Annotated in this window: 13 protein-coding genes and 1 pseudogene; 12 read left to right on the forward strand and 2 right to left on the reverse strand. The window is 67.1% G+C overall.

Translation table 11 applies throughout. From position 1 onward, the window contains the following. Positions 1 to 34 precede the first annotated feature (34 nt). The 8 genes and pseudogenes from RH90_RS16495 to RH90_RS16525 all read left to right on the forward strand — a co-directional run bounded on the left by RH90_RS16495 (position 35) and on the right by RH90_RS16525 (position 6,912). Positions 35 to 895 carry an HAD family acid phosphatase gene (locus tag RH90_RS16495; protein WP_010187174.1) on the forward strand — a complete coding sequence of 287 codons (861 nt, stop codon included), beginning with the start codon at positions 35 to 37 and terminating at the stop codon, positions 893 to 895. Next, positions 895 to 1,530 (forward strand): 3-oxoacid CoA-transferase subunit B, encoded by a 636-nt coding sequence (locus tag RH90_RS16500; protein WP_010187176.1) that lies wholly within the window; start codon positions 895 to 897, stop codon positions 1,528 to 1,530. Before RH90_RS16495 ends, RH90_RS16500 begins: the two co-directional genes overlap by 1 nt. 4 nt (positions 1,531 to 1,534) lie before the next feature. Continuing rightward, positions 1,535 to 2,218 (forward strand): glutathione S-transferase family protein, encoded by a 684-nt coding sequence (locus tag RH90_RS16505; RefSeq protein WP_010187178.1) that lies wholly within the window; start codon positions 1,535 to 1,537, stop codon positions 2,216 to 2,218. Beyond that, positions 2,215 to 3,102: an alpha/beta hydrolase gene (locus RH90_RS16510; protein WP_010187180.1), complete on the forward strand. Its 888-nt coding sequence runs from the start codon at positions 2,215 to 2,217 to the stop codon at positions 3,100 to 3,102. Before RH90_RS16505 ends, RH90_RS16510 begins: the two co-directional genes overlap by 4 nt. A 2-nt stretch (positions 3,103 to 3,104) precedes the next feature. Further along, a pseudogene (locus RH90_RS24335) lies at positions 3,105 to 3,245 on the forward strand (NAD-dependent epimerase/dehydratase family protein); the annotation flags it as partial. A gap of 509 nt (positions 3,246 to 3,754) precedes the next feature. After that, on the forward strand, positions 3,755 to 5,191 hold the full coding sequence (gene leuC, locus RH90_RS16515) for a 3-isopropylmalate dehydratase large subunit (protein WP_010187182.1): 1,437 nt from the start codon (positions 3,755 to 3,757) through the stop codon (positions 5,189 to 5,191). A 127-nt stretch (positions 5,192 to 5,318) separates the two neighbouring features. Continuing rightward, entirely contained in the window at positions 5,319 to 5,948 is a 630-nt protein-coding gene (gene leuD, locus RH90_RS16520; protein WP_010187184.1) for a 3-isopropylmalate dehydratase small subunit, read from the forward strand. Then, positions 5,911 to 6,912, forward strand: coding sequence for an NADPH:quinone oxidoreductase family protein (locus RH90_RS16525; protein WP_029625383.1), 1,002 nt, complete (start codon positions 5,911 to 5,913; stop codon positions 6,910 to 6,912). Before leuD ends, RH90_RS16525 begins: the two co-directional genes overlap by 38 nt. Positions 6,913 to 7,126: 214 nt before the next feature. On the opposite strand, the gene RH90_RS16530 is transcribed toward RH90_RS16525, so the two are convergent. Then, positions 7,127 to 8,548, reverse strand: a complete 1,422-nt coding sequence (locus RH90_RS16530; protein WP_010187188.1) for an Nramp family divalent metal transporter — start codon at positions 8,546 to 8,548, stop codon at positions 7,127 to 7,129. Between the two features lie 199 nt (positions 8,549 to 8,747). Between RH90_RS16530 and RH90_RS16535 the strand changes: the two genes are divergently transcribed. From RH90_RS16535 to RH90_RS16550, 4 genes are all read left to right on the forward strand, one after another. Next, a complete protein-coding gene (locus RH90_RS16535; protein ID WP_010187190.1) occupies positions 8,748 to 9,071 on the forward strand; it encodes a DUF1476 domain-containing protein in 324 nt (107 codons plus the stop codon). Beyond that, positions 9,071 to 9,310 carry a BolA/IbaG family iron-sulfur metabolism protein gene (locus RH90_RS16540; protein WP_010187192.1) on the forward strand — a complete coding sequence of 80 codons (240 nt, stop codon included), beginning with the start codon at positions 9,071 to 9,073 and terminating at the stop codon, positions 9,308 to 9,310. Before RH90_RS16535 ends, RH90_RS16540 begins: the two co-directional genes overlap by 1 nt. Positions 9,311 to 9,315: 5 nt before the next feature. Further along, positions 9,316 to 9,651: a Grx4 family monothiol glutaredoxin gene (grxD, locus tag RH90_RS16545; RefSeq protein ID WP_010187195.1), complete on the forward strand. Its 336-nt coding sequence runs from the start codon at positions 9,316 to 9,318 to the stop codon at positions 9,649 to 9,651. Positions 9,652 to 10,079: 428 nt separating this feature from the next. Further along, positions 10,080 to 11,753: a thiamine pyrophosphate-binding protein gene (locus tag RH90_RS16550; protein WP_010187196.1), complete on the forward strand. Its 1,674-nt coding sequence runs from the start codon at positions 10,080 to 10,082 to the stop codon at positions 11,751 to 11,753. A 43-nt stretch (positions 11,754 to 11,796) separates the two neighbouring features. On the opposite strand, the gene RH90_RS16555 is transcribed toward RH90_RS16550, so the two are convergent. Continuing rightward, complete coding sequence (locus RH90_RS16555; RefSeq protein WP_010187197.1) at positions 11,797 to 11,967, reverse strand: CsbD family protein; 171 nt, start codon at positions 11,965 to 11,967, stop codon at positions 11,797 to 11,799. Between the last annotated feature and the right edge of the window lie 107 nt (positions 11,968 to 12,074).

Here is a 12,074-nt window from a genome sequence, read left to right on the forward strand (position 1 = left end):
CCCACCCCCAACCCCTCCCCTGAAGGGGAGGGGCTTGATCCTTGCCGCACTGGCGCTCTCCGCCTGCACCGCGACACCGCCGGTCGCGGTCGCGCCACCGCCGGTCGCCGTCCCCACCATCCCTCCCGGCATGCAATATCTCTACGGTTCGGGCGAAGCCGCCGCGGAGTCGGTGCAGATGTGGCAAGGGTTGGTCAGCTATGCAGAGACCCAGGTGCGCGCGCGTCCAAGCGCCAGCGTAATCCTCGACGAAGGCGCGACGTTGGCTTCACCGCGTTTCGTGTCCTGCGGCGCAAAGCCGTTTGCCGCCGTGTTCGACGTCGATGAGACAGTGTTGCTCAATCTCGGGTTTGAGTATGATGACGCAACACACCCCGGGCGCAGATACGACGAGAAGCGTTGGCAAGAGTGGGAACGCACCGGCGGTGGCAAGGTAGATGCTACGCCAGGCGCGACAAAGGCGCTTAACGCACTGCGCCAGTTGGGCATTACTGTCATCTTCAACACGAACCGGAGCGTCGAAACCGCCGACAGCACTGCCAAGACGCTAACCGACGCGGGGCTGGGCCCGGCGGTCCACAAGCAAACCTTGTGGTTAAAGGGCGACGACAACACCGGTGGTCTCAAGGATGTCCGCCGTTGGTGGATCGCTGACAAATATTGCGTAATCGCAATGGGCGGCGACCAGCTCGGTGATTTCAGCGACCTGTTCAACGCTGGGCTCGCCCCCGCCGCCCGCCGCACCGCGGTAATGAGCGCGCCGATCGCCGCCAAGTTCGGCGCGGGCTGGTTCGTCCTGCCCAACCCCGTTTACGGCACCGCGCTCAAAGGGGGCATCGACCAGGTCTTCCCCGCCGACAAGCGCTGGACGCCCCCTGTATCTGGAGAGAAATAATGGCCTGGACTCGTGACCAAATGGCAGCCCGCGCCGCGCGCGAATTGCAGGACGGCTTTTACGTCAACCTCGGCATCGGCATCCCGACGCTCGTCGCCAACCATATCCCCGAAGGCGTCACCGTCACGCTCCAGTCGGAGAACGGCATGCTCGGCATCGGCCCCTTCCCGCTCGCGGGCGAGGAAGATGCCGACCTCATCAACGCCGGCAAGCAGACGATCAGCGAGCTCCCGCAATCGGCCTATTTCGGCTCGGACCAGAGCTTCGCGATGATCCGCGGCGGGCATATCGACCTGACCGTGCTCGGCGCGATGGAAGTCGCCGAGAATGGCGACATCGCCAACTGGATGATCCCGGGCAAGATGATCAAAGGCATGGGCGGCGCGATGGATTTGGTCGCGGGCGTCAAGAAGATCATCGTCGTGATGGAACACACCAGCAAAAACGGCGACCCCAAGTTCATTCCCGCCTGCACGCTGCCGCTGACCGGCAAGAACGTCGTCGACATGGTCATCACCGATCTCGCGGTGTTCCAGCGCCCAGACCACGCCTCGCCGTTCAAGCTGATCGAGATGGCGCCGGGCGTCAACGCCGACGAGATCGCCGCCAAGACCACCGCGCACTATCTGGCGTAAGGCGATGGGCTATACGCTGATCACCGCGAACCGGAATTATTCGAGCTGGTCGCTGCGGCCCTGGCTGCTGCTGCGCGCGCTCGATATTCCGTTCGAGGACCGGCTCGAGCCCTTCACGCAGGCCGTCAATTACGACGCCTTCCGCGCCTTCTCGCCGACCGGGCAGGTGCCCGTGCTGATCGACGGCGACCGCACCGTGTGGGATTCGCTCGGGATCGTGCTGTACATCGCCGAGCGCCACCCCGGCGTCTGGCCCGAGGACGCAGCGGCGCGGGCCTGGGCGCAATGCGCCACCGCCGAAATGCACGGCGGCTTCGGCGCGGTGCGGAACGCCTATACGATGAACGTCGGCGTCCGGGTGCGCCCGCCCGCCCCGACCCCGACGCTCGCCCGCGAGGTCGCGCGGCTCGCCGAGCTGTGGTCCGAGGGGATCGATCGCTTCGGCGGCCCGTGGCTCGGCGGCCCGACGTTCGGCGCGGTCGATGCCTTCTTCGCGCCGGTCGCGTTTCGCGTGCGCACCTATGGCCTCGATGTCGGCGCCCACGGCGCGGCGTGGGTCGCGCGCATCCTCGAGCATCCGGCGATGCGCGAATGGGAAAGCGCCGCGCTCGCCGAAAGCTGGCGCGAGGCGGCGCACGAGGCCGAACTCGCCGCGGCCGGAACGCTCACCGCCGACTATCGCCTATGATCCGCTGGGCGCTGACGGGCATCGCGCTGCTGGTCGCGATCGCCGTCGGATCGATCTACGCGTTCGTGTCGCCGCCGGGCCAGCTCAGCTTGCTCGACGCGGCGATGGGCGGCGGCTCGGGCACCGAACGCCCCGGCAGCGCGATCCCCTTCGGCAGCGAGGGCCAGACGCTCGACGTTTGGCGTCCCGCCGGACCGGTGACGAAACGCCCGGTGCTGATTTTCTGGTATGGCGGCGGCTGGGTCGCGGGCACGCGCCAGGGCTATGCCTTCGCCGCGCGCGCCTTTGCGCGAAACGGCTTCGTCGTCGTAGTGCCCGATTACCGCAAGGTCCCGCAGATCCGCTTCCCCGCGATGCTTCAGGACGGCGCGCAGGCGGTGAAATGGACGCGCGACCATATCGCCGAATACGGCGGCGACCCCGCGCGGATCGGCGTCGCAGGCCATTCGGCAGGCGCGTACACCGTCGCGATGCTGACACTCGACCCGCGCTGGCTGAAGGCGGAGGCCGTCGATCCCGGGATCATCAGGGCTGCGATCGGCCTGTCGGGCCCGTACGATTTTTACCCATTCGACAAGAAGCGCTCGATCGACGCGATGCAGGGCGCGAAGGACCCGCTGATGACGCAGCCGATCCACTTCGCGCGCGGCGACGCCGCGCCGATGCTGCTCGTCACGTCTACAAAGGACACCGAGGTCCGCCCGCGCAACGCGATCCATCTGACGGCAGCGCTGAAGGCGAAAGGCGGGGCGGTCGAGTTCCGCAACTATCCGGGCATCACGCACGAGAATGTCGCGATGGCGCTGTCGGTGCCGTTCCGCGGCAAGGCGCCGGTGCTCGCCGACAGCGTCGCCTTCCTTAACGCGCATCTCGGGAGGCCGTAACGATACGCGTCCTGCCGACCCGATCGTCGGGTTGGCTGGGTCGTTTCCTCGCCCCGTTGCTGCGCCACGCCGGGCACGGCGTCACGAGGCTCGACGTCGCCCCCGGCGCCCGCACTAACACGATCGGCAGCGTCGCCGGCCGCCCGCCGAACCGCGACCCGCGCAGCGCGCGGGGACGCCGCGGCGTGGATCGACGAGGATGACGACACGCTTCGCATTCTCGATGGCGAGAACATGAAGGCCGACGAATGCCGCCATCGTGCCTTCAGTTTAAATCACCCCCGTCATCCCCGCGAAAGCGGGGATCCCGCTTCTGCTGCTCGAACCGGGCGAGGCAGCGGGCCCCCCGCTTTCGCGGGGGTGACGAGGGCTGTGCTCGATATTATCGCGGCTGGGCCTCGACGCCCGATTGCCACAGCACCACGGCATGCTGCTCGCGTGCCTCGCCCGGGCTTTAGAATCGTCCCGACTTGCCGCCATACCCCGCACCCAGATCGGTCTCGATCAGCGACACCCGCGATCCTGCGCGCGCTCCGCGACCACCTGCCGCTGCCGTTCGAACACACTTCACACTCCATTCCGCCGATCCTCGCGCAATAAGTGCCACGTCAAGCTTCCCGCCCGCGCATCTTTCGGCTACGGGCCGCGCATCATGGCCACCAAACCCCGCACCCTGTACGAAAAAATCTGGGCCGACCACGTCGTCGAGCAGCGCGACGACGGCACCTGCCTGATCTATATCGACCGTCACCTCGTCCACGAAGTGACCAGCCCGCAAGCCTTCTCCGGCCTCCGCGCCAACGGCCGTGCCGTCCGCCGCCCCGACCTCACGCTCGCGGTGCCCGATCACAATCTCCCGACCACCGCGCGCCGCGATGGGGCAGGCCGTCCGCTGCCGATCGCCGATCCCGAAAGCGCCGCGCAGCTCGACGCGCTGACGCGCAACACCCAGGATTTCGGGATCGACTATATCGACGCGCTCGCGCCTGCGCAGGGCATCGTCCATGTCGTCGGCCCGGAGCAGGGCTTCACGCTGCCCGGCACCACGCTCGTCTGCGGCGACAGCCACACTTCGGCGCATGGCGCGCTCGGCGCGCTGGCGTTCGGCATCGGCACGAGCGAGGTCGAGCATGTCCTCGCGACGCAGACGCTGCTGCTCGGCCAGTCGAAGACGATGGAAGTCCGCGTCGACGGCAAGCTCGGCTTCGGCGTGTCGGCGAAGGACGTCGCGCTCGCGATCATCGGCAAGCTCGGCGCCGCCGGCGGCACGGGCTATGTGCTCGAATATACCGGCTCGACGATCCGCGAGATGTCGATCGAGGGCCGCCTGACGATCGCCAACATGTCGATCGAGGCGGGCGCGCGCGCCGGGCTCGTCGCGCCCGACGAGACGACCTTCGCCTATCTCGAGGGCCGTCCGATGGCCCCCAAGGGCGCCGATTGGGACGAAGCGCTCGCCTATTGGCGCACGCTGCCGAGCGACCCCGGCGCGGTGTACGACGCCCTCGTCACGATCGACGCCGCCGAAATCGCCCCGCTGCTCACCTGGGGCACGTCCCCGGAAGACGTCGTGCCGATCACCGGCGTCGTCCCCGATCCCGACAGCTTCGCCGATCCCGCCAAGCGCGATGCCGCACGCAAATCGCTGGCCTATATGGGCCTGACCGCGGGCACCGCGATGCAGGACGTCGGGGTCGATTACGTCTTCATCGGCAGCTGCACCAACAGCCGCATCGAGGACCTCCGCGCCGCTGCCAAGGTCGCCGACGGCCGCCACGTCGCCGATGGCGTCACCGCGCTCGTCGTGCCTGGCTCGGGGCTGGTCAAGGCGCAGGCCGAATCCGAAGGGCTCGACCGCATCTTCATCGCCGCCGGCTTCGACTGGCGCGAGCCGGGCTGCTCGATGTGCCTGGCGATGAACCCCGATAAAGTCCCGCCGGGGCAACGCTGCGCTTCCACTTCGAATCGAAATTTCGTAGGGCGCCAGGGACCGGGTGCGCGGACACATCTGGTTTCACCGGCGATGGCGGCTGCGGCCGCGGTCACCGGACGATTGAGCGATGTTCGTAATCTGGTTACGAATTCCTGAGGGGCATGTGATGAAACGCGTTCTTGTTCTGCTCGTAATGGGCACCTTGTTGAGCGGGATGGCCGCCTATGTCGCCACCGCCCAGACCAGCGCCGCCACCCCGCCGACCCCGACCGGGCGCTAACGCATGCAGCCAGTGACGCAGGTTTCGGGCAAAGCCTATCCCTGGGGCCAGAAGAACGTCGATACCGACGTCATCATTCCCGCGCACTGGCTCAAGACGATCACCCGCGAGGGGCTCGGCAAGGGTGCGTTCGAAACGGTGCGCGCGGTCCCCGGCAACATTTTCGACGATCCGCGCTACGCCGGCGCGCCGATCCTGATCGCCGGCGACAATTTCGGCTGCGGTTCGAGCCGCGAGCATGCCGCCTGGGCGCTCGCCGACATGGGCATCACCGCGGTGCTCGCGCCGAGCTTCTCCGACATCTTCTCGGGCAACGCCTTCAAGAACGGGATCGTCGCGGTCGTGCTGCCGCAGGAGGCGATCGACCGCCTGCTCGAGGTCGCGCAGGACCAGCCGATCACCGTCGATCTCGAGACGATGACGGTCACCACCCCGTACCAGGATCGCTTCGGCTTCGAACTCGACGCGTTTCGTCGCCAGTGCCTGATGGAAGGGCTGGACGAGATCGGCCTGACACTGGCAAGAGATACCCAGATTTCGAAATACGAAGCCGGGGTAAAAGAACACCGGCCGTGGATGAGCGGAGACCGGGCACATGCGAGCACTTCTGTCGAAAGCGGCGGGCGGACCTGAAACTCTAGTCCTCGACGAGCTGCCCGATCCGGTGGCGACTGCGGGCCAGGTCGTGGTCGCGGTCAAGGCGTGCGCGATCAACTATCCCGACGTGCTGATCATCGAGGACAAATACCAGTTCAAGCCGCAACGCCCGTTCGCGCCGGGCGGCGAGATCGCCGGCGTGATCGAGAGCGTGGGCGAAGGCGTCACCGGCTGGAATGTCGGCGACCGCGTGATCGGCATGACCGGGCATGGCGGGCTGGTCGAGAAGGTCGCGGTACCGGCCGGCTCGCTCTACCCGCTCCCGCCCGAGCGCGATTTCGCCGAGGGCGCGGCGCTGCTGCTCACCTACGCCACCACCATTCACGCTCTGCTCGACCGCGGGCATCTCGCCGAAGGCCAGAGCCTGCTCGTGCTCGGCGCGGCGGGCGGCGTCGGTCTTGCGGCGATCGAACTCGGCAAGGCGTTCGGTGCGCGCGTCGTCGCGGCGGTGTCGTCCGAGGAGAAGGCGCAGGCAGCCCGCGAGGCTGGCGCCGACGAGACGCTGATCTACGCCCGCGCGCCGTTCGACAAGGACCAGTCGAAGGCGCTCGCCGAACAGTTCAAGGCACTCGGCGGCAAGGCCGGCTATAACGTGATCTACGATCCGGTTGGCGGCGATTATGCCGAACCCGCTTTGCGCTCGATCGGCTGGGAAGGCCGCTACCTCGTCGTCGGCTTCCCCGCCGGCATCCCCAAACTCCCGCTCAACCTGACGCTGCTGAAAAGCTGCGACGTCTGCGGCGTCTTCTGGGGCGCCTTCGCCGCGCGCGATCCCAAGGCCAATGCCGCGCATATTGAGCGTCTGTTCCAGCTGTGGGAAGACGGCAAGATCGCCCCGCGCGTCACCGAGACCTTCGCGTTCGAGGATGGCGGCAAGGCGATCGCCAAGATGGCAGCCCGCGCCGCGATCGGGAAGCTGGTGGTCAAGATCGCCGACTGACGCCCCTTCCCGTCACCCCCGGCCTCGGCCGGGGGGCCGCCCTGGGTCGGATCGAATCTCTTCTTTCTCCGCGTCCTTCGCGCCTCTGCGCGAACCAATCTTTTTTTTGCGCGCAGAGGCGCGGAGGACGCAGAGAGGTTGCCCTTCGTGTCTTCGCGCCTTCGCGTGAACCACCCTTCCTTTCCACGCGAAGCCGCGAAGACGCGAAAGCGGCTTACGAGCTGGCTACGCGCTCCGCCGACCGGCGCTCGGAGACCCAGACATAGAGCGCAAACACCACCACCACCGCTGCCATCACCCCAACCCAAACCGGCCCGATCGTCTCCCACAGCAGATAGACGTTGAGCGCCGCGATCACGCTGCAGATCGCGTACCCGACCACCTTCACCCACACAGGATTGGCATAGTCCCCCATCCGCGCGCGGCTGCTCGTCACCATCATCAGCGGGAAGATCGCGAACGGCAGCTGCATCGACAGCACGACCTGCGACACCACCAGCAGCGCGACGGTATCCTTGCCGCCCGTCGCCGAGATCACCACCAGCGCCGGCACGATCGCGATACCGCGCGTCACCAGCCGGCGGATCCACGGCGCGATGCGGATTCGCAGGAACCCCTCCATCACGATCTGCCCGGCAAGCGTGCCGGTAATCGTGCTCGACTGCCCCGAAGCGAGCAGCGCCAGCGCAAACGCCGTCGCCGCCACGCCGCCCAAAGCCGGCCGGAGCAACTCGAACGCCTGCCGCAGATCGTCGACCACGATCCCGCTGCGCCAGAACACCGCCGCCGCCAGCACCAGGATCGCGGCATTGACGAAAAACGCCGCCCCAAGCGCCAGCGCGGTATCGACCGTGTTGAACCACAAGGCCGCCTTGACGTCGCGCGGGGTGCGCCCGAACGCGCGCGTCTGGACGATCGAGCTGTGCAGATAGAGGTTATGCGGCATGACGGTCGCGCCGAGGATGCCGAGCGCGACCAGCAACGCCGCGGTATTGGGAATCGCCGGCGTCACCGCCCCCAGCGCCACCGCGCTCCAGTCGGGCCTGGCGAGCACGATCGTATAGACGAAGCACAAGGCGATCGTCGCGATCAGCGCCATCACCACCGCCTCGATCTTGCGGAAGCCGAGGTTGATCAGCAGCAACAACAACAGCACGTCGAGCCCGGTGACGATCACGCCCCACACCAGCGGCAGCCCGAGCAGCAGATTGAGCGCCACCGCCGAGCCGACCACCTCGGCCAGGTCGCAGGCGATGATCGCGATCTCGCACAGCAGCCACAACGCCACCGCCACGGGCCGCGGATAATATTCGCGGCACGATTGCGCGAGGTCCCGCCCGGTGACGATGCCGAGCCGCGCGCAGAGGATCTGCAGGAAGATCGCCATCAGGTTCGACGCGAGGATGACCCACAGCAAGCTATAGCCGAACTGGCTCCCGCCCGCGAGATCGGTCCCCCAATTGCCCGGGTCCATATAGCCGACCGACACCAGGAACCCCGGCCCGGCAAAGCCCAGCCATTGCCGCCACCCGGCCCGCCGCGCGTCGCCCGTCGCCCAGACCTTGAGCGTACGGTGCGCCTCGGGCAGCGAAGGCGCCAGGTCTTGCGCAGAGGATCGGTCGGGCAATGTGGCCATTGATGGTCGAAATCCCGGCATTGGACGGTGAAGCGATCGATTGCGTTTAGACCGATCCGTGCTGTCCCGGCTACGGCCAAGCAAGCGTTTCAGATGCGACAAAGCTGCTTTCGGTGCCAAGCCGCGCGGCGGGCGTTGCGCAAGCCCTGCAGCACGCTTATCTCGAAGGCGCTATTCGACAGGCCCAAGGGGACCGACCATGACCACTTTCGACGATCGCGAGCGCGCTTTCGAGACCAAATATGCCCGCGACGAGGAAGTTGCCTTCCGGATCGTGGCGCGCCGCAACCGTCTGCTCGGCCAATGGGCGGCGACGCAGATGAAGCTGACGCAGGAGGAATCGGACGCCTATGCCACCGCCGTGGTCCAGGCCGATTTCGAGGAAGCCGGCGACGAGGACGTGATCCGCAAGCTCGTCAGCGACCTCACCGCCGCGGGCGTCGAGATCGACGAACCGGCGATCCGCCACGCGATCGAGGAAAAGACCGTCGAGGCGCGCCGCCAGTTGATGGGGACCGAATAATGCCGATGCCCGCCGAAGAGATCGTCTCGCTGATCGTCGCCGGCATCCCAGATGCGCAGGTCGAGATGACCGATCTCGCGGGCGATAACAACCATTGGGCGGCGCGCGTCGTATCCGAGAGTTTCCGCGGGCTTCCCCGCCTCAAGCAACAGCGCGCCGTCTATGCCGCGCTCGGTGACAAGATGGGGGGCGTGCTCCACGCGCTCCAGCTGACCACCGCAGTCCCCGTCCAGGAGTGAGTATCATGAGCACCGACCCCGACCAGATCCGCATCGCCGAGCTCGTTCGCAAGGACGACGTCGTCCTTTTCATGAAGGGCAGCCCGCTCTTCCCGCAGTGCGGCTTTTCGAGCCGCGCCGTCGCGATCCTCAACCATCTCGGCGCCGAGTTCGGCAGCGTCGACGTGCTGCAGGACCAGGGCGTCCGCCAGGGGATCAAGCAATTCTCCGACTGGCCGACGATCCCGCAGCTCTATGTGAAGGGCGAATTCGTCGGCGGTTCGGACATCATGATGGAGATGTACGAGAGCGGCGAACTCGCTGCGCTGCTCGAGGAACAGGGCGTTTCGACCGAGAAATGAGGATGCCGGGTCGGGCGGGCCGCGCTCTGAAGCGCTGGCCCGCCCTGCTGAAGCGATTACCGCTCGGCGTACCCAGAGCGTTGCACCCTGCGTGCCAGTTTTAGAAAAGCCCGGTTCCCGGCGGTTTAGATGGTTAACGAACCCAGCCGTGATACCGGAGCTGTAAAAAATTCCGACATATCTGCAGGGAATGCACGGACGTACCGGATATCCGCGGGGCCCCGACAATCGCGGTGTCACCTGTACCGATGCGGTTCTAATCTCCTAAAAGCCCCTCCCCTTCAGGGGAGGGGTTGGGGTGGGGAAGTGCCTGCCGCTATCAGCCTCGCTGAGCCTTCCCCGGTGAAGGCCGGCGAACGCGGTCTAACCCGCACCACGCGCGGCTCTCAGACCTACCCAAGCCATCACACCCCCGCTACAAAATGGCGATGACCACCTCCCCCACCCCCCGCACCGGCGGGCGCATCCTCGTCGATCAACTCGTCGCGCAGGGCTGCGACCGGATCTTCACCGTCCCCGGCGAGAGCTTCCTCGCGGTGCTCGACGCGCTCCACGACACGCCGCAGATCGATCTGGTGGTGTGCCGGCAGGAAGGCGGCGTCGGCTTCATGGCGTGCGCCGACGGCGCCCTGACCGGACGCCCCGGCGTCGCCTTCGTCACGCGCGGACCCGGCGCGACCAACGCGTCGATCGGCGTCCATGTCGCGATGCAGGATTCGCAGCCGATGGTGCTGTTCATCGGCGACGTCGATCGCGGCACCAAGGACCGCGAGGCGTTCCAGGAAATCGATTTTCCCGCGATGTTCGCGCCGATCGCCAAATGGGCGGCGAAGATCGACGACGCCCGCCGCATCCCCGAATATGTCGCGCGGGCGTGGAACGTCGCGATGTCGGGGCGGCCGGGGCCGGTCGTGCTTGCGCTGCCGGAGGACATGCTGCTCGACGAAGTCGTGGCTGCCGACCGACCGCGCGTGGAGAAAATCGTCCAACCGTGCGACCCCGACGCGATCGCCCACCTGCAGGACATGATCGCAACCGCCGAACGCCCGCTCGCGATCGTCGGCGGCGCCGGCTGGGACAGCACCGCAGGTGCCACCCTTGCCGACTGGGCGGCCGAGGCCGGCGTCCCCGTCGCCGCCGCCTTCCGCCGCCAGGATGCGATCGCCAATGCGTCGCCCGCTTATGCCGGCAATCTCGGCTACGGCCCCAACCCCAAGCTCGCCGCCCGTGTGCGCGAGGCCGATCTGCTGCTCGTCATCGGCCCGCGCCTTGGCGAGGCGACGACCGATGGCTATACGCTCGTCACCCCAGAGCATCCCGGCCAGCGCCTCGTCCACGTCCATCCCGACACAGCCGAGCTCGGCATGACCTATCGCACCGATCTTGCGATCTGCGCGACGATGGCCGAATTCGCCGAGGCGCTGCGCGCGGTGCCCGGGCCGCTGCATCCGCATGCCACTGAGTCGCATGTCGATTACCTCGACTGGTCGACCCCGGTCGCGCGCGACGGCGTCGCGCTGGATCTCGGTCCGTGCGTGGCGGAGATGCGGGCGCAGCTTCCCTCCGACAGCATCATCTGCAACGGCGCGGGCAATTACAGCGGCTGGTGGCATCGCTACTGGCGCTATGCCGGCCCCGGCACGCAGCTCGCCCCGACCGCGGGCGCGATGGGCTACGGCGTCCCCGCCGCCACCGCCGCCGCGCTGCGCCACCCGGAGCGCACCGTCGTCGCACTCGCCGGCGACGGCTGCTTCCTGATGAACGGGCAGGAACTCGCCACCGCGGTCGCGCACGGTGCGAACATGCTCGTGCTGGTGATCGACAACAGCACCTACGGCACGATCCGGATGCATCAGGAGCGCGAATTCCCCGATCGCGTCAGCGGCACGGCGCTGCGCAATCCCGATTTCGCCGCGCTCGGCCGCGCTTATGGCTGCTGGGCGGAAACCGTCGAGACGACCGGCCAGTTCGCCCCGGCGCTCGCGCGCGCGATGGCGGAGACCGGCGTGCGCCTGCTCCACCTCAAGACCGACATCGAGACGATCACCGCCGCAACGACGCTGACCGCAATGAAGGCGCGCACGAAAAAGGCCGCCCCGTAACCGGAGCGGCCTTTCCTCACGCTTTACGCAAATGATCCGAAGATCAGATGTCGTCGCCGAGCGCGCCCTTGACCTTGCCAGCAGTCTGCTGGGCCTTGCCCTTCAGTTCCTGCGCGGCGCCTTCGGCCTGCGTGTCAGGATTGTCACTGTGCTGCTTGGCCTTGCCAATGGCTTCATTGACGTTGCCTTTGATCTTGTCGACGAACTCGCCCATGATACTTTCCTTCCACTGAGGGATGTCGGGGGGCCGACATCGTTTGCACCTGCCATCTCAACGGATCGGCACAAAGCTGGTTCCATGACGTATGTGTCATTTCGTGG

This window comes from Sphingomonas sp. PAMC 26605 (genome assembly GCF_000241485.1).
In the GTDB taxonomy this organism is placed as follows: Bacteria; Pseudomonadota; Alphaproteobacteria; order Sphingomonadales; family Sphingomonadaceae; genus Sphingomonas.

Bases quoted from the DNA above. Each gene is read 5' to 3' on its own strand.
- RH90_RS16500 (WP_010187176.1), top strand. From the start codon at position 895: ATGGCCTGGACTCGTGACCAAATGGCAGCCCGCGCCGCGCGCGAATTG.
- RH90_RS16505 (WP_010187178.1), top strand. From the start codon at position 1,535: ATGGGCTATACGCTGATCACCGCGAACCGGAATTATTCGAGCTGGTCG.
- RH90_RS16510 (WP_010187180.1), top strand. From the start codon at position 2,215: ATGATCCGCTGGGCGCTGACGGGCATCGCGCTGCTGGTCGCGATCGCC.
- leuC (WP_010187182.1), top strand. From the start codon at position 3,755: ATGGCCACCAAACCCCGCACCCTGTACGAAAAAATCTGGGCCGACCAC.
- leuD (WP_010187184.1), top strand. From the start codon at position 5,319: ATGCAGCCAGTGACGCAGGTTTCGGGCAAAGCCTATCCCTGGGGCCAG.
- RH90_RS16525 (WP_029625383.1), top strand. From the start codon at position 5,911: ATGCGAGCACTTCTGTCGAAAGCGGCGGGCGGACCTGAAACTCTAGTC.
- RH90_RS16530 (WP_010187188.1), bottom strand. From the start codon at position 8,548: ATGGCCACATTGCCCGACCGATCCTCTGCGCAAGACCTGGCGCCTTCG.
- RH90_RS16535 (WP_010187190.1), top strand. From the start codon at position 8,748: ATGACCACTTTCGACGATCGCGAGCGCGCTTTCGAGACCAAATATGCC.
- RH90_RS16540 (WP_010187192.1), top strand. From the start codon at position 9,071: ATGCCGATGCCCGCCGAAGAGATCGTCTCGCTGATCGTCGCCGGCATC.
- grxD (WP_010187195.1), top strand. From the start codon at position 9,316: ATGAGCACCGACCCCGACCAGATCCGCATCGCCGAGCTCGTTCGCAAG.
- RH90_RS16550 (WP_010187196.1), top strand. From the start codon at position 10,080: ATGACCACCTCCCCCACCCCCCGCACCGGCGGGCGCATCCTCGTCGAT.
- RH90_RS16555 (WP_010187197.1), bottom strand. From the start codon at position 11,967: ATGGGCGAGTTCGTCGACAAGATCAAAGGCAACGTCAATGAAGCCATT.